The sequence below is a fragment of the Streptomyces sp. NPDC048504 genome (assembly GCF_043200035.1).
Classification (GTDB): Bacteria; Actinomycetota; Actinomycetes; order Streptomycetales; family Streptomycetaceae; genus Streptomyces.
Genome location: NZ_JBICXA010000003.1, coordinates 297,534 through 323,125 on the forward strand (window position 1 = coordinate 297,534; position 25,592 = coordinate 323,125).

Sequence of the window (25,592 nt, forward strand, 5' to 3'; positions counted from 1 at the left end):
TGCCGGACCGTGACCTCGGCAAGCGGCCCGGCTACGGCTCCATAACGGGCCGGTGTGAAAACCGACCCGCCCGCTTACCCCTCGTCACCCCTTGTTGGCCGCCTGGACCAGCTGCTTCAGCTTCGCCGGGGTCATCGTCTGGTCCGCGTAGATGTTCTTGCCGTCGAAGAGGACGGTCGGGGTGCCGGTGAATCCGCCGGCCTGGAACGCGGCGGCGGACTTGGTGACCCAGCTGTCGTGCGTACCGCTGTTGACGCACTTCTGGAAGGCGGGCGTGTCGAGACCCTTCACCTTGCCCGCCAGCTCGATCAGCTTGGCGTTGCTGGAGAAGGCGTCGTCCGTCTCCTTGGGCTGGTTCTCGTACAGCACGTCGTGGAAGTCGCGGAACTTTCCGGCGTCCTGGGCGCAGGCCGCCGCGTTGGCCGCGCGCTTGGAGCCGGTGCCGCCGAGGTTGCCGTCGATGATCGTGACCAGGTGGTACTGCACCTTGAGCTGCCCGGAGTCGGTCAGCTCGTGGAGGGTCGAGCGGTACGCCGTCTCGAAGGCCTGGCAGGCCGGGCAGCGGAAGTCCTCCCACACCGTGAGCGTCGGCTTGGCACTGTCCTCGCCGACCTGGATCGCCAGGCTGTCCTTGCCGGTCGCCCCGGAGGGCGCCACGACCGGGCCCGCCTTGCCGCTGCCGCTGTCGTCCTTGCCGTGGTTCGCGGCGAGGACGCCGACCACCGTCGCCAGACCCAGCACGCAGACGACGCTCGCGGCCACGATCAGCGTGCGCCGCCGCCTCTCCGCGGACTTCTGCTTCTCACGCTCGACCGCCAGCCGCTCGCGGGCGGTGCGCTTTCCGTCACGGTTCTTCTCGCTCACACCCCGCAGAACGAACCGGGGAGGCGCAGCGCGCCTCCCCGGTCCCAGGTCCACCCATACGAGGGACCAGTTGTTCTGTTATGCCGGTTGCTCCGTGACGCCCGGCTTTCTGTTACGCCTCTCCGCGCACGCCCTTCGCCAGCTCGCCCGCGAGCACGCGGACCGCCTCGACCCCGGCCGCGTCGTCCGGCGCGTCCAGCATCCCCTTGACGAAGGCGGAGCCGACGATCACGCCGTCCGCGAAGCGGGCCACCTCGGCGGCCTGCTGGGCGTTCGAGACACCGAGCCCGACACACACGGGCGTGTCGGTGGTGGCCCGGGTGCGCTCGACGAGCTCCTGCGCCTGCGCGCCCACGGACGCGCGGGTGCCGGTGACGCCCATCAGGGAGGCGGCGTAGACGAAGCCGGTGCCGACCTTGGTGATCTCGGCGAGGCGGGCGTCCTTGCTGCTGGGCGCGACCACGAAGACCGTGGCGAGCCCGTGCTTCTCCGCGTGCTCCCTCCACAGCCCCGCCTCCTGCACGGGCAGGTCGGGCAGGATGCACCCGGCGCCGCCCGCCTCGGCCAGTTCGGCGGTGAAGCGCTCGACTCCGTAGCGGTCGATCGGGTTCCAGTACGTCATGACGAGTACGGGCTTGCCGGTCGCCGCGTGGGCCTCGCGGACCGTGCGCATGACGTCCGCGATCTTGACGCCGCCGCGCAGGGCGATGTCGTCGGCGGTCTGGATGACGGGACCGTCGAGGACGGGGTCGCTGTGCGGCAGACCCACCTCGACGATGTCCGCGCCGCCGTCGAAGGCCGCCTTGATCGCCTCGATGCCGCCGTCCACGGTCGGGAAACCGGCCGGGAGATAGGCGATGAGCGCGGCCCGTCCCTCGGCCTTCGCGGCGGCGAGGGTGTCGCTCAACAGCCGGATGTTGCCGCTCACTTGGCGTCCCCCTCGATCTCCGCGACGTCGGCGGTGTTCGCCGCGACCTCGGCATCGGTGTCGTACAGACCGAAGTACCGCGCGGCCGTGTCCATGTCCTTGTCGCCGCGCCCGGACAGGTTGACGACGATCAGCCCGTCCTTGCCCAGCTCCCTGCCGACCTCCAGCGCACCCGCCAAGGCGTGGGCGCTCTCAATCGCCGGGATGATCCCCTCGGTGCGCGACAGCAGGCGCAGGGCCTGCATGGCGGCGTCGTCGGTGACCGCGCGGTACTCGCCGCGGCCACTGTCCTTGAGGTAGGAGTGCTCGGGGCCGATGCCCGGGTAGTCGAGACCGGCCGAGATCGAGTACGGCTCGGTGATCTGGCCCTCCTCGTCCTGGAGGACGTAGGACCGCGAACCGTGCAGGATGCCGGGCTCACCCGCGGTGAGCGTGGCCGCGTGCTCACCCGTCTCGACGCCGTGTCCGGCGGGCTCGCAGCCGATGAGGCGTACGTCCGCGTCCGGGATGAAGGCGTGGAAGAGGCCGATGGCGTTCGAACCGCCGCCGACGCACGCGATGGCCGCGTCGGGCAGGCGTCCTGCGCGCTCCAGGATCTGGCGGCGGGCCTCGACGCCGATCACGCGGTGGAAGTCGCGGACCATGGCCGGGAAGGGGTGCGGGCCCGCGACCGTACCGAAGAGGTAGTGCGTACGGTCGACGTTGGCGACCCAGTCGCGGAACGCCTCGTTGATCGCGTCCTTGAGCGTGCGGCTGCCGGACTTCACGGCGATGACCTCGGCACCGAGCATGCGCATCCGGGCCACGTTCAGCGCCTGGCGCCGGGTGTCGATCTCGCCCATGTAGATGGTGCATTCGAGGCCGAACAGCGCGCAGGCGGTGGCGGTCGCGACACCGTGCTGACCGGCGCCGGTCTCCGCGATGACCCTGGTCTTGCCCATGCGCTTGGTGAGCAGGGCCTGGCCGAGGACGTTGTTGATCTTGTGCGAACCGGTGTGGTTCAGGTCCTCACGCTTGAGGAAGACCCTCGCGCCCCCCGCTTCCGCGGCGAAGCGGGGTACCTCGGTGAACGCGCTCGGCCTGCCGGTGTAGTTGAGGAGGAGGTCGTCCAACTCGCGGGCGAACTCGGGGTCGTGCTTGGCCTTGTCGTACTCGACGGCTACCTCGTCCACGGCGGCGACGAGGGCCTCCGGGATGAACTTGCCGCCGAACGCGCCGAAGTAGCCCTCGGCGCTGGGGATTTGGCCGTCGGGGTCTGGGATGAAGAACTCGCTGGGCATGCGGAAACCTCACGGTGAGTTTGGGAAATGCCTAATCGCCGTGGGGGCAGGGATTATCTGTTGAGTGCCGGCCGGATGTGGCTGGTCGCGCAGTTCCCCGCGCCCCTATGGGGCGCGCTGCCATCGACGGCCGTTTACCTGCCCAGGTTCGTCACCGATGACGTAACGGACCCTGCGCCCGTGCACCCTGCGTGCCGGGGCGCGGCAACCCCTCGGACGGCAGCCGCGCGCGAGGCGGGCGTGCCGGTCCATGGGGGTCAGGGTGAGTGTCATCGGGGCTCAGCCTAGCGGGTGATCAGCTGCGGCCGTGGCGCAGTGCGGGGTGCTCTCCCGCTGCCACCAGGTCCGAGACCGCCGACTTGGGGTCGCGGCCGGTGACCAGGGACTCGCCGACCAGGACCGCGTCGGCGCCGGCGTTGGCGTAGGCGATGAGGTCGTGGGGGCCGCGGACGCCGGATTCGGCGATCTTGACGATGTGTGCGGGGATCTCGGGGGCGACGCGCTCGAAGGTACCGCGGTCGACCTCAAGGGTCTTGAGGTTGCGGGCGTTGACGCCGATGATCTTGGCGCCGGCGTCGACCGCGCGGTCGACCTCGTCCTCGTCGTGGACCTCGACGATCGGGGTGAGGCCGATCGACTCGGCGCGCTCGATGAGGGACTCCAGGGCCGGCTGGTCCAGGGCCGCGACGATCAGCAGGGCGAGGTCGGCGCCGTAGGCCCGGGCCTCCCAGAGCTGGTACGACGTGACGATGAAGTCCTTGCGGAGGACCGGGATGTCCACGCGGGCGCGGACGGCCTCCAGGTCGGCCAGCGAGCCGCCGAAGCGGCGCTGTTCGGTGAGGACGGAGATGACGGCGGCGCCGCCCGCCTCGTAGTCCGCGGCGAGGCCCGCCGGGTTGGCGATCGCGGCCAGCGCGCCCTTGGAGGGGCTGGAACGCTTGACCTCGCAGATGACCTTGACGCCGTCGCCGCGCAGTGCGGCGACCCCGTCCTTGGCCGCGGGAGCCTTCGCCGCGCGCTCCTTGAGCTCGTCGAGGCTGACGCGCGCCTGCCGTTCCGCCAGGTCGGCACGGACTCCGTCGATGATCTCGTCGAGCACACTCACGCGAGCGGCCCCCTTCCGGACGGTGGAAAAGCCATGGTCACATCTGACCTCGATGGTATCCGGAGGAAGGCGTAGGCCTCGCATCCGGTTGACGCCGGTCCCACTACCTGGACATGTGCCGGTTGATCAAGGATGTAGCCAGCCACCGAACGGCAGGTTCCGGACAACCGTGAAGACCAGCACCAACGCGCCCAGACCCCACAGCTGGACCCTGCCGAGTTCGATCCGCGCGGGCCGGCCGCGCGCCGCACGGACCACCCAGACGGTCCATACGACCGTGAAGGCCAGATAGCCCACCACGGCGATCGCGTTGTCCTGGAGCGCCGCCAGGAAGTCCCCGTGGATGAACTCGTGCGCGCTGCGCAGACCGCCGCAGCCGGGGCAGTACAGGCCGGTGAAGCGGTACAGGGGGCAGACGGGGTAGTGGCCCGGCTGGTTCGGGTCGACCGCGCCGACGTAGGCGAAGGCTCCGGCGACGGTCGCGAGGACGGCCGCGGGCACGGCGACGCGGTTCAGCACGGAGGCGGAAGCGGGGGCGCGCGTCTGCGGCATGCTCTGGCTGTCGGCGTTCACGTCTCGCATTGTGCCCCCTGGCCCTCTCGTGCGGCACGCGCGCGTGAGGGGCGGCCCCCGGTGCCGGTGCACCAGGGCCGCCCCTCCACGAAGTGGTGGCTGACAGCCACGTCTCAGCTGTCGGCGTGCGCCGTCTTGCCGAGCAGCTCGGTCAGGTCCTGGGGACGGTCCTTGGGCATGCCCATTCCCATCGCGCTCATGACCCAGCCGACGATGCCGCCGACGACCGTGATCCCCATTCCGGCCCAGAAGCCGGCCGGCTGCGCCATCACCATGAAGGCGCCCGCGACCAGGAACCCGATGAAGATGATGGTGGTACCGGTCCAGGCGGCCAAAGTGTGACCGTGGCTGTTGCCCGCCATGACGTGCTCCTCGTTGCTGTGTACGTGTGTGAGCAGACGCTCGCGGTTCATTGTTCCGCACGCGTGCGGATGCGGTGCTCCGGGGTGGCCCCGCGCGCGGCGCGGTTCAGGAGCGCCCCGAAGGGGCGCGGGGAACTGCGCGCCCAGCCACGACGGCGCCGCAGCCAACCGACGGCCCGGCGCATCGCCTGCTCTCCCAGCGGAGCGCTCACGCGCCGGTGGGATCCTCGCCGCGGTCAAGGGCCTTCCAGATGTCCTCGGGGCGATCGGGGTCCACCACAGGAGCCCGCCGGGGGCGAGGCGCGCCGTTGCGTTCGTAGCGGCCCGACATCGCGGGCCAGCGGCGGCCGTAGAGCAGGGCGAGCAGGCCGGCCAGCAGGATCAGCCCGCCGCCGACCGCGGCGACGTACGGCCAGGCCGTGTGGTCGAAGGCGTGGACGACCGACGAGGTGTCGCCGGAGGCCTGCGCGGCCTTGTCGTCGAGCGCGGAGCTGTCGGTGGCGCCGAGGAGGGCCGCGGCGACGATGCCCGCGCCGGAGAGCGCGAGGAGGGCGGAGACCGCGAAGCGGCCCGTCCTGCGGACGGCGAAGACGGCGACGAGCGCGGCGAGGCCCACTATGGCGAGCGCCGCGGGCACACCCGTGACGTCGCTGCCCTTGGCGGAGAGCGGGAACGCGTCGCCGGCCACCGTCGCGGTCCCCATCGACCAGCGCTGACGGGTGGCCAGCAGCGCCACGGCCGCGCCGAGCGCACCGCTCAGCAGGGCCACGGCGAGGCTGCGGCGGCCGGCGCGCGCGGCGGGGCCTTCGCCTTCGGAACGGGGGTGAGGAACAGCAGCAGTCACGTGGTCCACTATCGCTCCAACCCCGGGCGAACCGTCACCCGGGGTTCATATGACCCTCGTCCTATTGCCCGAGCCGGTTCGCCGTGTGCACGGCGCGGAGGACCGCCGCCGCCTTGTTGCGGCACTCCTGGTCCTCCATCTCGGGGTCCGAGTCGGCGACGATTCCGGCGCCCGCCTGGACGTAGGCCGTGCCGTCGCGGAGCAGGGCCGTACGGATGGCGATGGCGGTGTCGGAGTCGCCGGCGAAGTCGAGGTAGCCGACGCAGCCGCCGTACAACCCCCTTCTGGACGGCTCCAGTTCGTCGATGATCTGCATCGCGCGGGGCTTGGGCGCGCCCGAGAGAGTGCCGGCCGGGAAGCAGGCCGTGAGGACGTCGAAGGCGGTACGGCCGGGTGCCACGCGGCCGGTGACCGTCGAGACGATGTGCATCACGTGGGAGTACCGCTCGACGGACATGAAGTCGACGACCTCGACCGAGCCGGGCTCGCAGACCCTGCCCAAATCGTTACGCCCGAGGTCGACCAGCATGAGGTGTTCGGCGCGCTCCTTGGGGTCGGCGAGGAGTTCGTCGGCGAGGGCCTGGTCCTCCTGCGGGGTCGCGCCGCGGTGCCGGGTTCCTGCGATGGGGTGGACCATCGCGCGGCCGTCCTCGACCTTGACGAGGGCCTCCGGGGAGGAGCCGACGACGTCGAAGCCGTCGAAGCGGAACAGGTACATGTACGGGGACGGGTTGGTCGCCCGCAGCACCCGGTACACGTCCAAGGCGCTTGCCGTGCACGGTGTTTCGAAGCGCTGCGAGGGGACGACCTGGAAGGCCTCGCCCGCGCGGATGCGCTCCTTGATGTCCTCGACGGCCTCCTTGAAGTCGGGGCCGCCCCACAGCGCGGTGTACTCGGGGAGCTCGGAGGGCGGGAGCTGGGCGGGCGGCTGGGCCACCGCGCGGGAGAGGTCCGCCTGCATGGCGTCGAGGCGGGCGATCGCGTCCGCGTGGGCCTCGTCGACGCCGGTGTCGAGGTCGTTGTGGTTGATCGCGTTGGCGATCAGCAGGACCGAGCCCTCCCAGTGGTCCATCACGGCGAGGTCGCTGGTGAGGAGCATGGTCAGCTCGGGGAGCTTGAGGTCGTCGCGTTCGCCCGGGCCGATCTTCTCCAGGCGGCGGACGATGTCGTAGCCGAGATAGCCGACCATGCCGCCGGTGAAGGGCGGCAGTCCCTCCTGGTGGGGGGTGTGCAGGGTCTCGATGGTGGCGCGCAGGGCGGCGAGGGGGTCGCCGTCGACCTGGACGCCGACGGGCGGGGTGCCGAGCCAGTGGGCCTGGCCCTCGCGGACTGTCAGGGTGGCGGCACTTCGCACACCCACGAACGAATACCGGGACCAGGAGCGGCCGTTCTCCGCGGACTCCAGGAGGAAGGTGCCGGGGCGCTCCGCGGCCAGTTTGCGGTAGAGCGCGACCGGGGTGTCGCCGTCGGCGAGGAGCTTGCGGGTGACCGGGATGACGCGACGGTCGGTGGCCAGCTTGCGGAACGTCTCAAGGTCCATGGCGGCTGACCCTACTGATCCGAGGCGGCGGCACTGGAGTCGGCGCCGTCCTTGAGGAGCACGTCGGCGTCGAAGCAGGTGCGGGCGCCGGTGTGGCAGGCGGCGCCGACCTGGTCGACCTTCACGAGGACCGTGTCGGCGTCACAGTCCAGGGCGACGGACTTCACGTGCTGGAAGTGGCCGGAGGTGTCGCCCTTCACCCAGTACTCCCGGCGGCTGCGGGACCAGTACGTGCAGCGGCCCGTCGTCAGGGTGCGGTGCAGCGCCTCGTCGTCCATCCAGCCGAGCATGAGCACCTCACCGGTGTCGTACTGCTGGGCGATCGCGGGGACGAGCCCGTCGGCGCTGCGCTTGAGGCGGGCGGCGATGTCGGGATCGAGGCTGCTGGGCTGGGGCGTGCTGGTCATGGGGCCATTGTGCCGCGCTCCACTGACAGTCCTGGCCGGGCGTCCACTGTGCGGACCCCGTGCACGGTCGTAGGCTGACGGCATGTCGACCTTCGCGAAGCGTGAACGACTTCTGCTCGCCGATCTCCTGGAGACCGCGGGCCCCGACGCCCCGACGCTCTGCGAGGGGTGGCAGACCCGTGATCTCGCCGCGCACGTGGTGGTGCGCGAGCGCCGTGCCGACGCCGCCGGCGGCATCATGATCAAGCAGCTCGCGCCGCGGCTGGAGCGGGTGATGACGGAGTTCGCGGCGAAGCCGTACGAGGAGCTGATCCAGCTCATCCGTACGGGCCCGCCGCGCTTCTCGCCGTTCCAGCTCAAGCAGCTCGACGAGGCGTCCAACACGGTCGAGTTCTACGTCCACACGGAGGACGTACGCCGGGCACAGCCGGAGTGGACTCCGCGCGAGCTGGACCCGGTGTTCCAGGACGCCCTGTGGTCGCGCCTTGAGCGCATGGCCCGGCTGGTGGGCCGCACCGCGCCGACCGGGCTCGTACTGCGCCGCCCGGACGGCCAGACGGCGGTCGCCCACAAGGGGGCGCCGGTCGTGACGGTCACCGGTGAGCCCTCGGAGCTGCTGCTGTTCGCTCACGGGCGGCAGAGCGTGGCCAAGGTGGAGCTGGACGGCGACGAGAACGCGATCGCCAAGCTCCAGGAGGCCAAGCAGCTGGGGATCTGAGCCGGGGTTGTCAACAGGCCGGGTCAGCCGGGCAGTTCGGCCCGCCGCAGGTCCCGGACGCCCAAAGCGATGACCCCGCCCAGTCCGCAGACCACCGCGCTGACCACGAACACCGGGCCCGTGCCCCACGCCCCGATCGCGGCGGCCGACAGTGGCATGCTGAGCGGGGCGAAGCCGAGGCTGACCAGGCCGGAGACGGCGGTGACGCGGCCGAGGTAGGCGGGGTCGGCCTGTGTTTGGAGCAGTGCTCCGCACATCGCCCCGCTGAGTCCGGCGAGCAGCCCGATGAGCAGGGCGACGCCGACGGCCGCGACGACGCCCGGGACGTAGGCGAGGGCACCGATCGCGACGGAACCGGCGATGATCGACCAGCCGGCGACCCGTCCGGCGTGCGGCAGCCGCCCCCGTACGGTCAGCAGCAGCGCGGCGGCCCCCGCACCGGTTCCGAAGCCGGAGAGCACCCAGCCCATGCCGGACGCGCCCCACCCGCGCTCGTCCGCCAGCAGGGTCAGGCCCACGTTGAGCGGGCCCACGAAACCGAGGTCGCCGAGCGCGATGGCCAGCATCAGCGGGGCGAGGACGCGGTGGCCGCGGATGTAGCGCAGGCCGGCCCGGAGGTCGCCGAGAGGGGATGCCGGCCGGTCATCGGCTTTGTCGTCCGTCGGCAGGTCCCGCATCCGTACGGAGATCAGCAGCGGCACCGACACCGCGATCAGCAGCCCGGCCAACGCGAACGCCGCCGCCGCGCCGCCCACCGCGACACCCAGCCCGCCGAGCGGGGCGCCGACGATGCTCGCGAAGCGGATGCCGAGTCCCCGCATGCCCTGCACGCGCGCGAGTTGGTCGCGGCTCGTCACGCGCGCGGGGAGTGCGCCCACCGCCGGCATGAACACCGCGTCGACCGTCCCGAACACCACGGCGAGCAGCGCCAGCGGCCACAGTCCCGGGCTCGTCAGGAAGAGCAGCGCGGCCACGGCCAGCACCGCCGCGCAGCGCACCGCGTCACTCCCGATGACCACCCTGCGCGGCCCGAACCGGTCGGCGACGACTCCCCCGCCCAGCATCAACAGGGCCCGCGGCACGGCACTGACCGCCATCACCACCCCCGCCTGAGTCGGCGAACCAGCCTGCACCGCTGCCCAGGACAGGGCGATGTAGTACACGCTGTCGCCGACCATGGACGCCGTGTACGCACCGAGCCAGCGCAGGACGTTGGGGTCGCGGTGGGCGGGTCTGCCGGTGGTCGTGCCGTCGGCTATGAGTGTGGCGGTCACGGGAGTTCGTCCTCTCCTGGGCTCAGACACGGAACGGGAAGCCGTACACGTGGATGGCGACGTTCTCGCGCCCTTCGGCGTCGCCGGACCGGCTCTTCTCGTCGTACTTCCGCACCAGGGCGACCAACTCCTCGCGGAGTTCGTTCAGTTCGGCCGGGTTCAGCCGGAAGAGGGACTCGCTGTCGGGTGCCGCGGCGTTCCATTCGGGGCCCCAGGTGAGGCGCTCGTCGAGGTAGCGGCGGTACATGTCGGTGCGCTGCTCGTGGAAGAGGCGGGTCGCCGCGAGGTGCGCGGCCGCCTTCTCCGGCGCGTCCCGGAAGTCCTTGTCGCGGATGCTCACGCCCTCCGAGGAGGGCTGCCACCACCGCTCCCGTCCGTCCGCGCTCTGCGGTGCGGCCTCTTCGATCAGCCCGTGCTCGGCGAGCTTGCGCAGGTGGTAACTGACCAACGAGACGGCCTCGTCGACCTGCTCGGCGAGTTGGGAGGCCGTTGCCTTCTCCGCCACGCACAGACCTCGGTACAGCTGCATTCGGAGCGGATGAGCGAGTGCCTTGAGCGTGCCCACGTCCGTGATGGGACGGCTTCCCTTGGCTGTCATGTACGCCACCGTAGATGCGAAAGGAAAGTTGCACAATATTCTTTGCGCAACTTTCCTTTCGCATCTGCCCACAAGTAAGCCCCGGTCGCCAGGAGACCGGGGCTTACAACGCTTCTACGGAAGTCACCAAACCGGAAGTCACCTCACGGGGTGACCCGCTTCCCTCAACGCCTGCTTGACCTCACCGATCCGCAGATCCCCGAAGTGGAAGACGGAAGCCGCCAGCACCGCGTCCGCCCCCGCCGCCACCGCCGGCGGGAAGTCCGCGAGCTTGCCCGCGCCCCCGGAGGCGATGACCGGCACGGTCACGTGCTTGCGCACCGCCGCGATCATCTCCAGGTCGTAGCCGTCCTTCGTGCCGTCCGCGTCCATCGAGTTGAGCAGGATCTCCCCCGCCCCCAACTCGGCGGCCCGGTGCGCCCATTCGACGGCGTCGATGCCGGTGCCCTTGCGGCCGCCGTGGGTGGTGACCTCGAAGGAACCCGACTCCGTACGGCGCGCGTCCACAGACAGCACCAGCACCTGCCGGCCGAACCGCTCGGCGATCTCCCGGATCAGCTCAGGCCGCGTGATCGCCGCCGTGTTGACGCCGACCTTGTCCGCGCCCGCGCGCAGCAGCTTGTCCACGTCCTCGGCCGTGCGGACGCCGCCGCCGACCGTGAGCGGGATGAAGACCTGCTCGGCGGTGCGGCGGACCACGTCGTACGTCGTCTCGCGGTTGCCGGAGGACGCGGTGATGTCCAGGAAGGTCAGCTCGTCGGCGCCCTCGGCGTCGTAGACCTTGGCCATCTCGACGGGGTCGCCCGCGTCGCGCAGGTTCTGGAAGTTGACGCCCTTGACGACCCGGCCGTTGTCCACGTCCAGGCAGGGGATGACTCGTACGGCCAAGGTCATGCGGACCTCCCGGATTCCCCAGCTTCCCCGCCGGAGCGGTACGCCTCCACCTCGACCTCGACGACCAGGCTCGGGTCGACGAAGCCGGACACGATGATCATCGAGGCGGCGGGGCGGATCGCGTCGAACAGTTCCTTGTGTGCGCGGCCCACGTCCTCCACATCCCGGGCGTGGGTGATGTACATACGGGTGCGCACCACATCGGCGGGGCCGAGACCCAGTTGCTCCAGCGCCGAGAACGCGACGTTGAACGCGTTGACCGTCTGCTCGTAGGGACCGCCCCCGGCGATCTCGCCGTCCACTGTCGACGTGCACCCGGAGACCAGCACCAGGCCGTTGGGCAGCTCCACCGCGCGGGAGTAGCCGAAGGCGTCCTCCCAGGGCGCGCCGGTCGACACGCGTCGTAGCTCGGTCACCGGGCCACCGCCTCCAGGGCCTCTTCCAGGGTGAACGCCTTCGCGTACAGGGCCTTCCCGACGATGGAGCCCTCGACACCGAGGGGGACCAGCTCGGAGATGGCACGGAGGTCGTCGAGCGACGACACGCCACCGGAGGCCACCACCGGGCGGTCGGTCGCCGCGCAGACGTTGCGCAGCAGCTCCAGGTTGGGGCCCTGGAGGGTGCCGTCCTTGGCGATGTCGGTGACCACGTACCGCGCGCAGCCCTCGGAGTCGAGGCGGTCCAGCGTCTCGTAGAGGTCGCCGCCGTCGCGGGTCCAGCCGCGTCCGCGCAGGGTCGTGCCGCGTACGTCGAGGCCGACCGCGATCTTGTCGCCGTGCTGGGCGATGACCTTGGCGACCCACTCCGGGGTCTCCAGCGCGGCGGTGCCGAGGTTCACCCGGGTGCAGCCGGTGGCGAGGGCGGCGGCGAGGGTGTCGTCGTCGCGGATGCCGCCGGACAGCTCGACCTTGATGTCCATGGCGCCGGCGACCTCGGCGATGAGCTTGCGGTTGTCGCCGGTGCCGAAGGCGGCGTCCAGGTCGACGAGGTGCAGCCACTCGGCGCCGGAGCTCTGCCAGGCGAGGGCGGCCTCCAGGGGGGAGCCGTAGGAGGTCTCGGTCCCGGACTCGCCGTGGACGAGGCGGACGGCCTGGCCGTCGCGGACGTCGACGGCGGGGAGGAGTTCGAGCTTCGAAGGCATCAGAGGGTTCCGATCCAGTTGTTCAGCAGCTGCGCTCCGGCGTCGCCGGACTTCTCGGGGTGGAACTGCGTGGCCCACAGGGCGCCGTTCTCGACGGCGGCCACGAAGGGCTTGCCGTGCGTCGACCAGGTCACCAGGGGGGCGCGCATCGCCGGGTTCACGACTTCGAGGGTCCAGTCGTGGACGGCGTAGGAGTGCACGAAGTAGAAGCGCGCGTCCGCTTCGAGGCCCGCGAAGAGCTGGGAGCCCGCCGGGGTGTCGACGGTGTTCCAGCCCATGTGGGGCACGATCTCGGCCTGGAGCGGCTCGACCGAGCCGGGCCACTCGTCCAGGCCCTCGGTCTCCACGCCGTGCTCGATGCCGCGCGCGAACAGGATCTGCATGCCGACGCAGATGCCCATCACCGGGCGCCCGCCGGCCAGCCGACGCCCGACGATCCAGTCACCGCGCGCCTCCTTGAGGCCCTGCATACAGGCGGCGAAGGCACCGACACCCGGCACCAGCAGGCCGTCCGCGTTCATGGCCTTGTCGTAGTCACGCGTTATCTCGACCTCGGCACCCGTGCGCGCGAGGGCGCGCTCGGCGGAACGGACGTTCCCGAAGCCGTAGTCGAAGACGACGACCTTCTTAGAGGCATTCGCCGCGCTCAATTCCACACCGCCAATCGCATGACCCCCGCGACCAGACACATCCCCGCGCCGATGGAGACCAGCACGATGAGGCTCGCCGGCATCTTCTGCTTGACGAAGGAGTAGACCCCGCCGAGGAGGAAGAGTCCGACGACGATCAGGAGGCTGGAGAGGCCGGTCACAGCGCGCCCTTCGTGGAGGGGAGAATGCCGGCCGCGCGCGGGTCGCGCTCGGAGGCGTACCGCAGGGCGCGGGCGAGGGCCTTGAACTGGCACTCCACGATGTGGTGCGCGTTGCGCCCGTACGGCACGTGCACGTGCAGCGCGATCTGGGCCTGGGCGACGAAGGACTCCAGGATGTGCCGGGTCATCGTCGTGTCGTACTCGCCGATCATCGGCGCCATCTTCTCGGGCTCGGTGTGCACGAGGTACGGGCGGCCGGAGAGATCCACCGTCACCTGGGCGAGGGACTCGTCCAGCGGGACCGTGCAGTTGCCGAACCGGTAGATCCCGACCTTGTCGCCGAGCGCCTGCTTGAAGGCGGCGCCGAGCGCGAGGGCGGTGTCCTCGATGGTGTGGTGGGAGTCGATGTGCAGGTCGCCCTCGGTCTTCACGGTGAGGTCGAACAGACCGTGCCGGCCGAGCTGGTCGAGCATGTGGTCGTAGAAGCCGACTCCTGTCGACACGTCGACCTTGCCGTGCCCGTCGAGATCGATCTCGACGAGGACCGACGTCTCCTTGGTCGCCCGCTCCACCCGTCCTACGCGGTTCATGTGCTCTGCTCCTTCGTCAACTCACGGACCGCGTCGAGGAACGCGTCGTTCTCTTCGGGGGTTCCGGCGGAGACCCGCAGCCACCCCGGGATGCCGTTGTCCCGGACCAGGACGCCCTGGTCGAGGATCTTCTGCCAGGCGGTGTGCGAGTCCGCGAACCGCCCGAACTGCACGAAGTTCGCGTCGGACTCGACGACTTCACACCCGAGGGCACGCAACTCGCCCACCAGCCGGTCCCGTTCACGCTTCAGCTGCTCCACGTACCCGAGCAGTGTGTCGGTGTGCTCCAGGGCGGCCAGCGCGGTCGCCTGGGTGACGGCCGACAAGTGGTAGGGCAGCCGTACGAGTTGGACGGCGTCGACGACCGCCGGGTGCGCGGCGAGATAGCCGAGGCGGAGCCCCGCCGCCCCGAATGCCTTCGACATCGTCCGCGAGACGACGAGATTCGGCCGACCTTCGAGCAGCGGCAGCAGCGAGTCGCCGTGGCTGAACTCGATGTACGCCTCGTCGACGATCACCATCGACGGCTTTGCGGCCTGCGCCGCGTCGTACAGCGCGAGGACCGTCTCGGGCGGAACGGCGTTGCCCGTGGGGTTGTTGGGGGTCGTGACGAACACGACGTCGGGCTTGTTCTCGGCGATCCACCGCTCGGCGGCGGCGACGTCGATCGTGAAGTCCTCGTTGCGCGGACCGGAGATCCAACCGGTCCCCGTGCCGCGCGCGATGAGCGCGTGCATCGAGTACGACGGCTCGAAGCCGATCGCGGTACGGCCGGGCCCGCCGAAGGTCTGCAGCAGCTGCTGGATGACCTCGTTGGAGCCGTTGGCCGCCCACACGTTCTCGACGCCGACCCGGTGACTCCCGGTCTTCGTGAGGTAGTTGGCCAGCTCGGTGCGCAGCTCTACGGCATCCCGGTCGGGGTAGCGGTTGAGGTCGTGGGCGGCCTCACGGACGCGCTCGGTGATCCGCTCGACCAGCGCCTCGGGCAGCGGGTAGGGGTTCTCGTTGGTGTTCAGCCGCACGGGCACGTCCAACTGGGGCGCGCCGTAAGGGGACTTGCCGCGCAGCTCGTCCCGTACGGGAAGATCGTCGATTCCGAAGCTCACTTGCCGGGCACCTTCCAACCGAACCTAGCCTTGACCGCCGCTCCGTGCGCGGGCAGGTCCTCCGCCTCCGCCAGCGTGACCACGTGATGCGCTACGTCCGCCAGCGCGTCCTTCGTGTAGTCGACGATGTGGATGCCGCGCAGGAAGGACTGCACGGACAGGCCGGAGGAGTGGCAGGCGCAACCGCCGGTCGGCAGCACGTGGTTGGAGCCGGCCGCGTAGTCGCCGAGGGAGACGGGCGCCCAGGGCCCGACGAAGATGGCGCCGGCGTTCCGCACCCGGTCGGCCACGGCAGCCGCGTCGGCCGTCTGGATCTCCAGGTGCTCGGCACCGTACGCGTCCACGACCCGCAGACCCTCGTCGATGCCGTCGACGAGGACGATCGCGGACTGCCTGCCCGCGAGGGCCGGGGCGATCCGGTCCTCGATGTGCTTGGTGGCCGCGACCTGCGGTTCGAGTTCCTTCTCGACCGCGTCCGCGAGCGTCACGGAGTCCGTGACCAGGACGGCCGCGGCGAGCGGGTCGTGCTCAGCCTGGCTGATCAGGTCGGCGGCGACGTGCACCGGGTCGGCGGTGTCGTCGGCGAGGACCGCGATCTCGGTCGGGCCGGCCTCGGTGTCGATGCCGATCTTGCCGGTGAAGTAGCGCTTGGCGGCGGCGACCCAGATGTTGCCGGGGCCGGTGACCATGTTGGCCGGGGCGCAGGACTCGGTGCCGTGGGCGAACATCGCGACGGCCTGGGCGCCGCCGACGGCGTAGACCTCGTCGACGCCGAGCAGCGCGCAGGCGGCGAGGATCGTCGGGTGCGGCAGACCGCCGAAGTCCGCCTGCGGCGGCGAGGCGAGCGCGATGGAGCCGACGCCGGCTTCCTGGGCCGGGACGACGTTCATGATCACGGACGACGGGTAGACCGACCGACCGCCGGGCGCGTACAGCCCCACCCGGTCGACCGGCACCCACTTCTCGGTGACCGAGCCGCCGGGCACGACCTGCGTGGTGTGCGTCGTACGGCGCTGCTCGCGGTGGACGAGCCGGGCGCGCCGGATGGACTCCTCCAGGGCCGCGCGCACCGCCGGGTCGAGCTGCTCCAGCGCGTCGCTGAGCGCCTGCGCCGGGACCCGCACCTGCTCAAGGCGTACGCCGTCGAACTTCTCGGCGAAGTCGATCAGCGCCGCGTCGCCCCGATGATGCACGGCCTCGCAGATCGGCCGCACCTTCTCCAGGGCGGCCGAGACGTCGAAGTCGGCTCGGGGCAGCAGGTCGCGCAGGGCGGGGCCCTCGGGGAGGGCGTCGCCGCGCAGATCGATTCGGGCCAAAAAGAAATGTTGCAGCACGGGAGTAATTCTCGCAGACCGCCATCGGGCGCTGCTCCCGCATATCAATGGCTGATACAGAACGTGGCCGGAACCCGGAAGATCCCCTTCACGTCTAGTGTTCCGGGGGTTACTCAGCGGGCATGAACTGCTGTGCGAAACCCGTGAGTAGTTGAGAGGGATGAAAGAGCAGTGACCGAGGGTGCCGGCATCCGCGCGGGGGATGTCCCGGACGATGCGACCGCCGCCGAGGCCGGTATGTGGCAGGCCTTCCGCAACGGCAGCGTGTACGACCTGAGCAGCGGCGACACCGTCGTCGACGATCCGCACGGCGGACATCCGTGGGGCCCCGAGCGGACCGTACGGGCACGGTTCGTGTGCTGGCTGCTCCTCGACGGACCGCCCGCGCTGTCGGGCCGGGTGGCCTCCCTGAAACTCACCGGTGTGCAGATCAGCGGCATCCTGGACCTGGCGGGCGGCACCGTCACGCCGTACGTCGAGCTGAAGGGCTGCCGTTTCGAGCGGGAGGTGCTGCTGCCGGAGGCCCGCTTCCAGACCGTACGGCTGGTGGACTGCTCGGTGCCGCGGCTGGAGGCGGCGCGGGTGCACACGGAGGGTGACCTGCATCTGCCCCGCTGCCGCTTCCACAACGGCGTACGGCTGACCGACGCGCACATCGGCACCGATCTGCTGCTGAACCAGGCGGTCGTCTACCGGGACCGCACCGGGCGTTCGATCGCCGCCGACGGCATGACCGTGGGGCAGGACCTGCAGGCCGAACTCCTGGAATCGCACGGTGAGTTGAGCCTGCGCAGCGCCAAGGTGGGCGTGTCGCTGAGCCTGCGCGGGGCCCGGCTGTCCAACCCGTACACCCGACTCGCCCTGAACGCGCCCCAGTTGACCGTCGGCCGCACCCTGTACCTCACCCCGGCCGGTGTCGGCGGTCCCTGGCTGAGCGGTACAACTCCCGCGCGCGGGACGCGTATCCAGCGTTTCTCGTGCCAGGGCGGGGTGCGGCTGGACGACGGGCGGTTCGGGGACGCGGTGGACCTGGAGCGGGCCCGGTTCACCTTCACGGACGACCAGGAGCTGTCGCTGCTGCGGATCCAGGCGCCCGAGTTGCGCTTCCTCGGGGAGCGGCCGCAGCGCGGCAAGGTGGTGCTGTCGGGGGCGCGGGTCGTCAACCTCATTGACCGGGCGAGCAGTTGGCCGGGGCCGGGCAACCTGCACATGGGCGGCTTCGCGTACGAGAACCTGGTACCGCAGGGCCCGTTCCCGCTGGACTCCCGCCTCGACTGGGTGGCGGCGGCGACTCCCGAGTACGCCCCGGAGCCGTACGAGCGGCTCGCGACCGTGCTGCGCGACGCCGGTGAGGACGAGGACGCGCGCGAGGTGCTGCTCGCCAAGCAGCGGCGGCGCCGGGAGAGCCTGCCGATCGCGGCGAAGGTGTGGGGGGTCGTGCAGGACTGGACGGTCGCCTACGGGTACCGGCCGGGCCGGGCCGCCGTGTGGATGGCGGTGCTGTGGGCGGCGAGCTCGCTGGCCTTCGCGCACGCCGACCACGCGCCGGTGAGCGGGAACGGGCATCCGCCGTGGAGTCCCGCCCTGTTCGCGCTGGACCTGCTGCTGCCGGTGATCGACCTGGGGCAGGCGGGCCAGTGGCAGCTGCACGGCGGCTGGCAGTGGCTGTCGGTGGCGCTGATCCTGCTGGGGTGGATCCTGGCGACGACGGTCGCGGCGGGCGCCACACGGCTGCTCAGACGCGGCTAGGAACCGCCCGTAAAGGGCGCCGGGCACAGCACTCGAACAGTTGAGCAACAGTCACCTTTTGCCTGGGCTTGACCGAAGCGCGTACAACTTTCAGCCGGGTGGTCAAACGGTCTGGCGCACTCCGGATCGGCGGTCTTTCAATGGTCGACACCATGGCTCTGCTGCGCGCGTTCATCCGCACCGCCCGGATGGCAAGGAACACCTCGCGGCTCGCCGCCGGGCTGCCGGCCGACGACGAGGTCCTCCTCGACGCGCCCGACGACCGGCTCGGCCCCGCGCTGGTCGCGGCCGGGCGCGGCGAGTACGGCCCCTCCTCGGACCTGCTCGCCGCCACGCGCGCTGCCGCCGAGTGGGAGGACCGCGACCGCCACACCCGCCGGCTCGCCGCGTTCGCCCGCTCCCGCCCCGAGTGGCTGGACGACTGGTGCGCGGCCGCCCCGCAGAACCCGGACGCGCTCCTCCTCACGGCCCAGCTGGCGATGGACCGCGGCTGGGAGTCGCCGGCCCGCGCCGAACTGCTCCGCGAACTGAGCCCGCTGATCACGGCGGCGGCCGAGGCCGAGCCGCGCGACCCGGTGCCGTGGCGCCTCGCCCTGGACCGGGCGCGGGGCACGAACGCCGGGCACGCCGAGTTCGAGCGGCTGTGGGGCGAGGCGGTCCGCCGCTCCCCGCACCACTACGGCTGCCATGTGGCGGCCCTCCAGTACCTGTCGGCGGCCTGCTGCGCGCAGTGGGGCGACACGCCCCACACCGCCCGCTGCTCCCACCGCGAGTGCTTCGACTTCGCCGAACCGGCCGCCCAGGACGCCCTGCCGGGCTCACTCGTCCAGGCCCTGCCGGTACGCGTGGCCTTCGCCTGCCTGACCGACGGCTGTGCTCCTACGGTGCCCCGCGCCCGCCTGGACGCGGCGGCCGACCTGGCCATAGCCCTCTCGGCCACGTACGCGGCGGCGGACCCGTGGCCCGCAGAGGTCCGCAACCTCCTGGCATACGTCCTCATCCGCCTGGAACGATGGACGGACGCTCTCGACCAGCTCCGCCTGATCGGCCAGCACGCGACGTCGTTCCCCTGGGACCGGATCTCCGACGACCCGCTGGGCCAGTTTCTCGAAATCCGGGACGGCGTACGGATAGCGGTGGCCTCGGACATCCCCCTCGGCGGCCCGATTCCGCCCGCTCTGCAAGCGATTCCGACGCAGCCGTGGGCCTTCGAGGACGCACCCGGGTATCCACGGAGTGAGCACGGCGGACGTGCCCGCTCCGGCGACCATTAGGCTTTTGCGCCGTGACCACCGTCCGGCTGCCGCTCTTCCCCCTGAACTCGGTTCTGTTCCCGGGGCTCGTGCTTCCTCTGAACATTTTCGAGGAGCGCTATCGCGCCATGATGCGCGAACTGCTCAAGACCCCTGAGGAGGAATCGCGCCGATTCGCCGTCGTGGCCATCCGCGACGGCCACGAGGTGGCATCGACCGCCCCGGGCATGCCCGACCAGACGGCCGTGCCCGAACGCGGCCCCGCGGCCGGCTTCGGCCCCGACCCGCTCAAGGCCTTCCACTCGGTGGGCTGCGTGGCCGACGCGGCCACGATCCGGGAGCGCGCCGACGGCAGCTTCGAGGTACTGGCGACGGGCACGACCCGCATGCGGCTGCTCTCCGTGGACGCCTCGGGCCCGTTCCTGACGGCCGAGCTGGAGGAGCTGCCCGAGGAGAAGGGCGACGAGGCGGGCGCCCTTGCCGAGGGCGTGCTACGCGCGTTCCGCCAGTACCAAAAACGCTTGGCGGGCGCCCGCGAACGTACCCTGTCGACCGGCGAGGCCGAACTCCCGGACGAGCCGGCGGTCGTCTCCTACCTGGTGGCCGCAGCGATGATGCTGGACACGGCGACCAAACAACGCCTCCTCCAGGCCCCCGACACCGCCTCCCGCCTACGAGACGAACTGAAACTCCTCCGCTCCGAGACGGCCATCATCCGCAACCTGCCGTCCCTGCCGGCATCGGACCTGACCCGAGGCCCGACAAGCCTGAACTGACCCCAGAAGCCGGACAAACTGATGGCCAAGAAGCCAAAACAACAACAGTCGGGCGGCACTCCCGCGACAGTCGTCCTGACGACTGCGGGGGTGCCGTACGAACTCCACGCCTACGACCACGACCCGTCCCACCCCTCCTACGGCGAGGAGGCAGCCGAGGCGATGGGCGTCTCCCCGGACCGGGTCTTCAAGACCTTGCTGGCGGACGTAGACGGCACCCTGACAGTGGCCGTGGTCCCGGTGGCAGGCCAACTGGACCTGAAGGCCCTCGCCTCGGCGGTGGGCGGCAAACGCGCGACAATGGCCGACCCCACCCTCGCCGAACGCACCACGGGCTACGTCCGAGGCGGCATCTCCCCCCTGGGCCAACGCAAAAGACTCCGCACAGTCCTGGACACCTCGGCCACCACCCACCCCACGATCTGCGTCTCGGCCGGCCGCCGCGGCCTGGAGGTCGAACTCTCCCCCGAGGACCTGAAAACCCTCACGGATGCGGTACTGGCCCCCATCGGCCGTGCGTAACCTCTCGACGCCGTCTCGGTCCTGGGTTAAGCACAAGAGACATGTCGAAGAAAACACGGAAACGAAAGTGGCGCATCAGAAAACACAGGGCCAACCATGGGCGCCGGCCGGCGTAGGCGGCGTTTCGGGCGCCTGTGTGGTGTCCGTCTCTCGGGGGACGTATGGAGTCTCCCAGGGACGTGACTTCTGAGGACAGGCGGGCAACCCAGCCTGCCCGGCGCTCCCTGCGGGCGCTCCTCAACACAGGCCCGCGTTACCCAGCCCGTCCCGCACCTCTCAACACAGGCCCGCATTATTCAGCCCGTCCCGCACCTCTCAAGGCCCGCATTATTCAGCCCGTCCGGCGTTTGAGGACGAGGCCGTTCAGGCCGACGGGGGTCTGGGGGCGGAGCCCCCAGGCGGGGCGGAAGGGGCGGCAGCCCCTGGGGATGGGACGGGTAGGGGCGGCGGGGGCGAGAAAGCCTAGGACAGAGGAGCCCCGTACCCATCCTTGGGCCCAACTCCCTGCTCCACATACCCCGGCTCAGGATCCCGAGGCCCGAACAACGCCGTAAGCCCCAGATGAACGACCAGCGCGGCAACCGGCCAGGCCAGCAACGCCCCCTTCGCCCCCAACTTCAGCGGCGCGGAAAACGTAACCCCCTTACCCACGGCCTTCGCGTGCGCGAGCACATCCTTGGTCGGCCCGAACCACATCCCCAGCCGCCAGGCGAGGAACGAGGCGAGCAGCCCGCCCAAGGCCAGCGCGGCGACCAGCGGCACTCCCCCACGCCGCCGCAACAAAAAGACGACAAGCGCGCTCACGACCCCAAAAGCCACCGCGAGCAGAGTGAACGTTCCGTCCACCCCCACGGCCTGCTCGCCCTCGGAGTCCTTGAGGTAGACGACCCAGCTCTTGTCGACGACGTCCCCGACGAGCGGCACATGCGGGGCCAGCCACCACCACAGCACTCCGAGCAGCACCCCACCGACCGCCGAGGCGACCGTGACGACCACGGCCTCGACCAGCTCGGTCCTGATCGCGGGCCCGTCCTGGCCGTAGGACGCTTCCTGCGGGGGATACGCGGGATACCCGGCACCCGGGTCACCCGAGGCACCCGGCGGCTGCCACGCGTCGTGCGGGGACTGGTCACGCGGCGGCGGAGGCGGAGTCAGCGGTGCGGTCACGATGCCATCGTGCCAGGCCCGGCTGTGCGGCGCGTCACCGGACGGCAGCCCGACGGTAGGCCCAGGCGGCGACGGCCAGCGAAACGACCCCGACCCCGGCGCATACCGCGAGGTCACCGAGGACGAGCGCCCAGTCCGGATGCGCCCCGAACGTCTGCGCGAACGCCTCCACGCCGTACGTCGAGGGCACCAGATCCCGCAGGAACCGCACCGCGTCCGGCATCCGATCAGCCGGCAGCACACCCAGCAGCAAGGCTGCGGACATACCCAACTGCCCGAGCAGCGTGGCGAGTTCGGGCCGAGGCGCAAGCAGCCCGAGGGCCGCCCCGAGTCCGGCGAGCGCGGCCCCGGCGAGCGGGACCACCGCCGCCAGGATCCAGATGTTCCCCATCGGCAGCCCGAACAGCACACAGCCGAAGACGGCGGTCAGCACGGTCCCCGGCACGGTGAAGGAGGCGTACGCGCCCGCCGCGCCCAGCACCACCGCCGCGGGCGGCACCGGCAGGGTGGCGTAGTGGTCGAGCCCGCCGCTGCCGCGCAGCTGCCCGAAGTACTGCGCGAGCAGGTTGAGCCCGACGTAGGCGACGACGAGCACGGACGAGCCGGCGACGACGAACTGGGCGTCGTGACTCCCGCCGTCGACGACCCCGCGCATCATGATCAGGATGCCGACCGACTGGAAGGTCGCCACGAACAGCAGCGGGATCCGCGCGACCCGCGCCCTGGACAGCTGCGCCCGGTACACGGCGGCCATGGACGGCCAGAACCTGGCCCGCGGCCCGAGCTCGGCCGCGCCACCGTCGGCGGCCTCCGGCACGGCCAGGGGACCACTCGGCAGAACATCGGCGGATACGACACTCACGTCGCGCTGCTCCTCTCGACGCCGGCAGTCGCCCTGTCCCATACGGATACGACGGCTCGTGTACTCATGCCTTCACCAGCCCCTGCGCGTTTCCGCCCAGCGTCAGATACACGTCCTCCAGGCTGGGCGTGGCCAGGGTGAAGTCGTCCAGGGCGGCGAACGCGGCCCCGCCGGTCACCGTGGCGACGGCCACCCGGGCCTCCTCGGGGGCCAGCCGCAGCGTCCAGCGGCGGCCGGACTCGACGGCCCGGTCCCGCAGCGCGGCGACCTCCGGGACGTCCAGCGGCGGCTTCTCCCGCCACACCAGCTCGACCCGCACCTCGCCCGCGACCTGTTCCTTGAGCCCGGCGGGGGTGTCGCAGGCGATGACCTTGCCCTGGTCGAGGACGGCGACCCGGTCGAGGACGGTCTCGGCCTCGATGACGTTGTGGGTGACGAGCAGCACGGTGGACCCGCGCTCGGCCCGCCGCCGGTCGACGGCGGACCACACGGCCCTGCGCGCCACCGGATCCATCCCGGTGGTCGGCTCGTCGAGCACCAGCAGCGGCCGCTCCCCGACCAGCGCGGCGGCCACACACGCCAGCCGCCGCTGCCCGCCGGACAGCTTCTTGAGCGGCCGCCCGGCAATGGCCGTGAGCCCCAACTCGTCCAGTACGGCGTCCCGTTCGGCCCGTGCGTCGCGCAGGCCCAGGCCGCGCAGCCGGGCGGTCGTCTCGGCGGCGAGCGACACGGTCAGTTCGTCGAGGGCAGAGGACTCCTGGCCGAGGTGGGCGAGGATCCGCGCGGCCCGCTCGGGGTGGCGCACGATGTCGTGGCCGAGGATCTCGACGCTGCCGGCGTCGGGCCGCATGAGTCCGGTCAGCTGGCGTACGAGGGTGGACTTGCCGGCGCCGTTCGGCCCGAGCAGTCCGAAGATCTCGCCCTGGCGGATGTCGAGGGTGACGTCGTCGGTGGCCCGCACCTCGGGGGTGCCCGGCGCACCGCGCCGTCCGCGCACCGCCGGATAGGTCTTGCTGAGCCCGCGCACCGCACACACGACATCCCCACCGTGTCGAAGTGCCACTCCCGCGCGCGTACTCACGGGACGAGACTACGGGGTCCGGGAGCCCCGCCCGTTCGCGGGTCGGTCGAGAACGGCACATTCGTCGGTAAAGCCGTCCCGCCGCGAGGCCGCCCGGCCACCGGAGCAACCGGCTCCGCTCACTCTCCGGCGGGCGCGTGCTCCGCGGCCGTCCGTACGTCGATCTCGCGCCAGAAACCGGCCCGGATCGCGTACCGGTCGTGCTCGTCGATCTGGTCGTCCTTGTGCGCGAGGAGGCCGAACCGGGCGGCGTAGCGCAGCAGTTCGCCGTCGATGCGGTGCGGGACGCGCGGGTACATCCCGGACAGTTTCTGCAGGTGGCTGCCGTGGTCGCCGAGGCGGCCCATCCAGCGGCGGGCGAAGACCTGGCCGACTTCGTAGGGGTCGCCGCCGACCGTGGTGATGTCCTCCTCGCGGTCGGCCCAGCGCTGCTCGGCGGTGGTCAGCTGCGCCAGCGTCGGCATCGAGGCGACCTCGGGCGACTCGGCGGCGCCGCCCGGCCGGTCGACCCACCCTTTGTCGGAGGACCAGCGCAGCGTCGCGCTCGCGGGCTGCTGTGCGGGCGCGGTGGCACCGGGGGCCTTCAGGCTCGCCAGGTCCTTCGGGGTGGGCACGCCCTTGGGCGCGGGCACCCGCTCCTGCGAGCCGTTCTCGGATCCGGCCTCCGCGGTCGCGTGCTCGCTCTCCTCGGCCGGCCGCTCGCGTGTGGCCGGCGCGGACTCGGGCAGCGGCGCGGACAGGATCGCGGCGATCTCCGGCCGCGGCACGGGCGGCGGCGCGCACACCCCGCCGAGATCCTTCGCCCGTACGGCCTTGGTGATCCAAATCCGGTCCAGCACCCGCCGCTCGTCGGCCTCGGCGACCAGGTCCTCGGACTGGTTGTAGTCCCCGTCCGCGGCCTGCACGGCCCACAGGTGTACGGCGACGCCGTGCTCCTTGGCGGCCATCATGCCCGGCAGCAGATCGCCGTCACCGGTGACGAGCACGACGTCGGAGCAGGCGCGGTTGCGGGCCAGCTCGGTCAGCTCGGCGTGCATCGCGGCGTCGACGCCCTTCTGCGCCCAGCGGCCGTCGCTGCGGGTCAGGGCGCCGAGGCGGACGGTCACGCGGGGCATCACGCGGAGCCTGCGGTGCTCGGGCTGGGGGACGCGGTCGGGGGCGCCGTCGAACCAGTAGATGCGCAGCAGGGGGCGTTCGGTGTCGGACTCGGCTCGCTCGCGCAGACCCTGGATGAGGGCGGCGTGATCGACGGTGATCCTGGAACGCGAGGGCTCTCCGGCGAGGAGACTTGCTGCGGCCCCCAGCAGATACCCGGCGTCCACCAGGACGATGCAGCGGTCCACGCGACTCACCCTCTTCCCGGTCGGTTCACTTCGGGCTTGCTTCGAGTCTGCCCGACCGCGCAGGGGTTAACGGCCCGAACTCGATCTTCGGCGTGGCGTTTCGGGGCTTCTCTCTCGTACCAACCATGTCACACACGGTAATTATCCGAAATGCGTTCTTCATCAGGCTATGTGAATCTGGTCGCGGCCCTGGCCCCTAGATCCCCCTCAGGAGGCAGATCACCATGGCCAAGAACAAGAACCGTGACCGTAAGCAGCCGCAGTCGGAGCGCTCCCAGGAGCAGGCCACGTCGTCCTCGATGGAGGCACAGGCCGAGCAGCGCATATCCCAGGTGACACCCGGCGACATGGCCCGCAAGGGCAAGCAGAAGCGCTTCGGCCACAACTGAGGCCTGCTTCAAGGGTGTTGAACGACTGAGGGGCGCGTCCGTTGGCGGATGCGCCCCTCAGTCGCTTCGCTGTGTCCGTTG

At 71.1% G+C, this 25,592-nt stretch carries 31 protein-coding genes; 6 read left to right on the top strand and 25 right to left on the bottom strand.

The genetic code is table 11. The annotated features are described in order from the left end of the window. Positions 1-84: 84 nt before the first annotated feature. The 11 genes from ACGFY9_RS09080 to hisI form a co-directional block, all read right to left on the bottom strand. Entirely contained in the window at positions 85-864 is a 780-nt protein-coding gene (locus ACGFY9_RS09080) for a DsbA family protein (RefSeq protein ID WP_393753081.1), read from the bottom strand. A gap of 112 nt (positions 865-976) precedes the next feature. After that, a complete protein-coding gene (trpA, locus tag ACGFY9_RS09085) occupies positions 977-1,792 on the bottom strand; it encodes a tryptophan synthase subunit alpha (protein WP_393753082.1) in 816 nt (271 codons plus the stop codon). After that, the gene (trpB, locus tag ACGFY9_RS09090; RefSeq protein WP_393753083.1) at positions 1,789-3,072 is read right to left on the bottom strand and encodes a tryptophan synthase subunit beta; all 1,284 of its coding nucleotides are present in this window, start codon (positions 3,070-3,072) and stop codon (positions 1,789-1,791) included. The genes trpA and trpB overlap by 4 nt, the downstream gene beginning before the upstream one ends. Positions 3,073-3,177: 105 nt before the next feature. Beyond that, the gene (trpM, locus tag ACGFY9_RS09095) at positions 3,178-3,345 is read right to left on the bottom strand and encodes a tryptophan biosynthesis modulator TrpM (RefSeq protein ID WP_106971753.1); all 168 of its coding nucleotides are present in this window, start codon (positions 3,343-3,345) and stop codon (positions 3,178-3,180) included. Positions 3,346-3,367: 22 nt separating this feature from the next. Continuing rightward, a complete protein-coding gene (gene trpC, locus ACGFY9_RS09100) occupies positions 3,368-4,177 on the bottom strand; it encodes an indole-3-glycerol phosphate synthase TrpC (RefSeq protein ID WP_393753084.1) in 810 nt (269 codons plus the stop codon). A gap of 126 nt (positions 4,178-4,303) precedes the next feature. Next, the gene (locus ACGFY9_RS09105) at positions 4,304-4,759 is read right to left on the bottom strand and encodes a DUF2752 domain-containing protein (protein WP_393753085.1); all 456 of its coding nucleotides are present in this window, start codon (positions 4,757-4,759) and stop codon (positions 4,304-4,306) included. A 104-nt stretch (positions 4,760-4,863) separates the two neighbouring features. Further along, positions 4,864-5,112 carry an HGxxPAAW family protein gene (locus ACGFY9_RS09110; RefSeq protein WP_033284522.1) on the bottom strand — a complete coding sequence of 83 codons (249 nt, stop codon included), beginning with the start codon at positions 5,110-5,112 and terminating at the stop codon, positions 4,864-4,866. A 47-nt stretch (positions 5,113-5,159) separates the two neighbouring features. Beyond that, positions 5,160-5,324 carry a hypothetical protein gene (locus ACGFY9_RS09115; protein ID WP_393753086.1) on the bottom strand — a complete coding sequence of 55 codons (165 nt, stop codon included), beginning with the start codon at positions 5,322-5,324 and terminating at the stop codon, positions 5,160-5,162. Continuing rightward, positions 5,321-5,965, bottom strand: coding sequence for a TIGR02234 family membrane protein (locus ACGFY9_RS09120; RefSeq protein WP_393753087.1), 645 nt, complete (start codon positions 5,963-5,965; stop codon positions 5,321-5,323). The genes ACGFY9_RS09115 and ACGFY9_RS09120 overlap by 4 nt, the downstream gene beginning before the upstream one ends. Positions 5,966-6,017: 52 nt before the next feature. Further along, on the bottom strand, positions 6,018-7,496 hold the full coding sequence (locus ACGFY9_RS09125; RefSeq protein ID WP_393753088.1) for an anthranilate synthase component I: 1,479 nt from the start codon (positions 7,494-7,496) through the stop codon (positions 6,018-6,020). A gap of 11 nt (positions 7,497-7,507) precedes the next feature. Beyond that, positions 7,508-7,903: a phosphoribosyl-AMP cyclohydrolase gene (gene hisI / locus ACGFY9_RS09130; RefSeq protein ID WP_393753089.1), complete on the bottom strand. Its 396-nt coding sequence runs from the start codon at positions 7,901-7,903 to the stop codon at positions 7,508-7,510. A gap of 82 nt (positions 7,904-7,985) precedes the next feature. Here hisI and ACGFY9_RS09135 point away from each other — a divergent pair, with 82 nt between their 5' ends. Then, complete coding sequence (locus ACGFY9_RS09135; RefSeq protein WP_393753090.1) at positions 7,986-8,621, top strand: TIGR03085 family metal-binding protein; 636 nt, start codon at positions 7,986-7,988, stop codon at positions 8,619-8,621. A 23-nt stretch (positions 8,622-8,644) separates the two neighbouring features. Here ACGFY9_RS09135 and ACGFY9_RS09140 read toward each other — a convergent pair whose 3' ends face one another. The 10 genes from ACGFY9_RS09140 to hisD all read right to left on the bottom strand — a co-directional run bounded on the left by ACGFY9_RS09140 (position 8,645) and on the right by hisD (position 16,351). Then, positions 8,645-9,895, bottom strand: a complete 1,251-nt coding sequence (locus ACGFY9_RS09140; protein WP_393753091.1) for an MFS transporter — start codon at positions 9,893-9,895, stop codon at positions 8,645-8,647. A gap of 22 nt (positions 9,896-9,917) precedes the next feature. Next, positions 9,918-10,493, bottom strand: coding sequence for an ArsR/SmtB family transcription factor (locus ACGFY9_RS09145; protein WP_393753092.1), 576 nt, complete (start codon positions 10,491-10,493; stop codon positions 9,918-9,920). A gap of 138 nt (positions 10,494-10,631) precedes the next feature. Beyond that, positions 10,632-11,387: an imidazole glycerol phosphate synthase subunit HisF gene (hisF, locus tag ACGFY9_RS09150; RefSeq protein WP_365307692.1), complete on the bottom strand. Its 756-nt coding sequence runs from the start codon at positions 11,385-11,387 to the stop codon at positions 10,632-10,634. Then, a complete protein-coding gene (locus tag ACGFY9_RS09155; protein WP_393753093.1) occupies positions 11,384-11,803 on the bottom strand; it encodes a RidA family protein in 420 nt (139 codons plus the stop codon). The genes hisF and ACGFY9_RS09155 overlap by 4 nt, the downstream gene beginning before the upstream one ends. After that, entirely contained in the window at positions 11,800-12,528 is a 729-nt protein-coding gene (gene priA / locus ACGFY9_RS09160) for a bifunctional 1-(5-phosphoribosyl)-5-((5-phosphoribosylamino)methylideneamino)imidazole-4-carboxamide isomerase/phosphoribosylanthranilate isomerase PriA (protein ID WP_393753094.1), read from the bottom strand. Before priA ends, ACGFY9_RS09155 begins: the two co-directional genes overlap by 4 nt. Beyond that, complete coding sequence (hisH, locus tag ACGFY9_RS09165; protein ID WP_393753095.1) at positions 12,528-13,184, bottom strand: imidazole glycerol phosphate synthase subunit HisH; 657 nt, start codon at positions 13,182-13,184, stop codon at positions 12,528-12,530. Before hisH ends, priA begins: the two co-directional genes overlap by 1 nt. After that, positions 13,175-13,339: a hypothetical protein gene (locus ACGFY9_RS09170; RefSeq protein ID WP_366432314.1), complete on the bottom strand. Its 165-nt coding sequence runs from the start codon at positions 13,337-13,339 to the stop codon at positions 13,175-13,177. Before ACGFY9_RS09170 ends, hisH begins: the two co-directional genes overlap by 10 nt. Beyond that, positions 13,336-13,929, bottom strand: coding sequence for an imidazoleglycerol-phosphate dehydratase HisB (hisB, locus tag ACGFY9_RS09175; protein WP_393753096.1), 594 nt, complete (start codon positions 13,927-13,929; stop codon positions 13,336-13,338). Before hisB ends, ACGFY9_RS09170 begins: the two co-directional genes overlap by 4 nt. After that, positions 13,926-15,035: a histidinol-phosphate transaminase gene (locus tag ACGFY9_RS09180; RefSeq protein WP_393753097.1), complete on the bottom strand. Its 1,110-nt coding sequence runs from the start codon at positions 15,033-15,035 to the stop codon at positions 13,926-13,928. Before ACGFY9_RS09180 ends, hisB begins: the two co-directional genes overlap by 4 nt. After that, complete coding sequence (gene hisD / locus ACGFY9_RS09185; protein ID WP_393753098.1) at positions 15,032-16,351, bottom strand: histidinol dehydrogenase; 1,320 nt, start codon at positions 16,349-16,351, stop codon at positions 15,032-15,034. Before hisD ends, ACGFY9_RS09180 begins: the two co-directional genes overlap by 4 nt. Positions 16,352-16,540: 189 nt before the next feature. On the opposite strand from hisD, the gene ACGFY9_RS09190 reads away from it, so the two are divergent. The 4 genes from ACGFY9_RS09190 to ybaK all read left to right on the top strand — a co-directional run bounded on the left by ACGFY9_RS09190 (position 16,541) and on the right by ybaK (position 20,669). After that, positions 16,541-18,118, top strand: coding sequence for an oxidoreductase (locus ACGFY9_RS09190; RefSeq protein WP_393753099.1), 1,578 nt, complete (start codon positions 16,541-16,543; stop codon positions 18,116-18,118). A 140-nt stretch (positions 18,119-18,258) separates the two neighbouring features. Beyond that, positions 18,259-19,392, top strand: coding sequence for a hypothetical protein (locus tag ACGFY9_RS09195; protein WP_393753100.1), 1,134 nt, complete (start codon positions 18,259-18,261; stop codon positions 19,390-19,392). Between the two features lie 11 nt (positions 19,393-19,403). Continuing rightward, positions 19,404-20,147, top strand: a complete 744-nt coding sequence (locus tag ACGFY9_RS09200) for an LON peptidase substrate-binding domain-containing protein (RefSeq protein WP_393753101.1) — start codon at positions 19,404-19,406, stop codon at positions 20,145-20,147. Positions 20,148-20,168: 21 nt separating this feature from the next. After that, complete coding sequence (gene ybaK, locus ACGFY9_RS09205) at positions 20,169-20,669, top strand: Cys-tRNA(Pro) deacylase (RefSeq protein ID WP_393753102.1); 501 nt, start codon at positions 20,169-20,171, stop codon at positions 20,667-20,669. Between the two features lie 462 nt (positions 20,670-21,131). Here the strand turns inward: ybaK and ACGFY9_RS09210 are convergent, their stop codons facing one another. The 4 genes from ACGFY9_RS09210 to ACGFY9_RS09225 all read right to left on the bottom strand — a co-directional run bounded on the left by ACGFY9_RS09210 (position 21,132) and on the right by ACGFY9_RS09225 (position 25,122). Then, positions 21,132-21,836 carry a DUF2567 domain-containing protein gene (locus ACGFY9_RS09210; protein ID WP_393753103.1) on the bottom strand — a complete coding sequence of 235 codons (705 nt, stop codon included), beginning with the start codon at positions 21,834-21,836 and terminating at the stop codon, positions 21,132-21,134. A gap of 34 nt (positions 21,837-21,870) precedes the next feature. Beyond that, positions 21,871-22,698, bottom strand: a complete 828-nt coding sequence (locus ACGFY9_RS09215; protein ID WP_393753104.1) for an ABC transporter permease — start codon at positions 22,696-22,698, stop codon at positions 21,871-21,873. Between the two features lie 64 nt (positions 22,699-22,762). Then, a complete protein-coding gene (locus ACGFY9_RS09220) occupies positions 22,763-23,734 on the bottom strand; it encodes an ABC transporter ATP-binding protein (RefSeq protein ID WP_393753378.1) in 972 nt (323 codons plus the stop codon). A 164-nt stretch (positions 23,735-23,898) separates the two neighbouring features. After that, complete coding sequence (locus ACGFY9_RS09225) at positions 23,899-25,122, bottom strand: NYN domain-containing protein (protein WP_393753105.1); 1,224 nt, start codon at positions 25,120-25,122, stop codon at positions 23,899-23,901. A 224-nt stretch (positions 25,123-25,346) separates the two neighbouring features. On the opposite strand from ACGFY9_RS09225, the gene ACGFY9_RS09230 reads away from it, so the two are divergent. Continuing rightward, a complete protein-coding gene (locus tag ACGFY9_RS09230) occupies positions 25,347-25,511 on the top strand; it encodes a hypothetical protein (RefSeq protein WP_393753106.1) in 165 nt (54 codons plus the stop codon). Positions 25,512-25,592 lie beyond the last annotated feature (81 nt).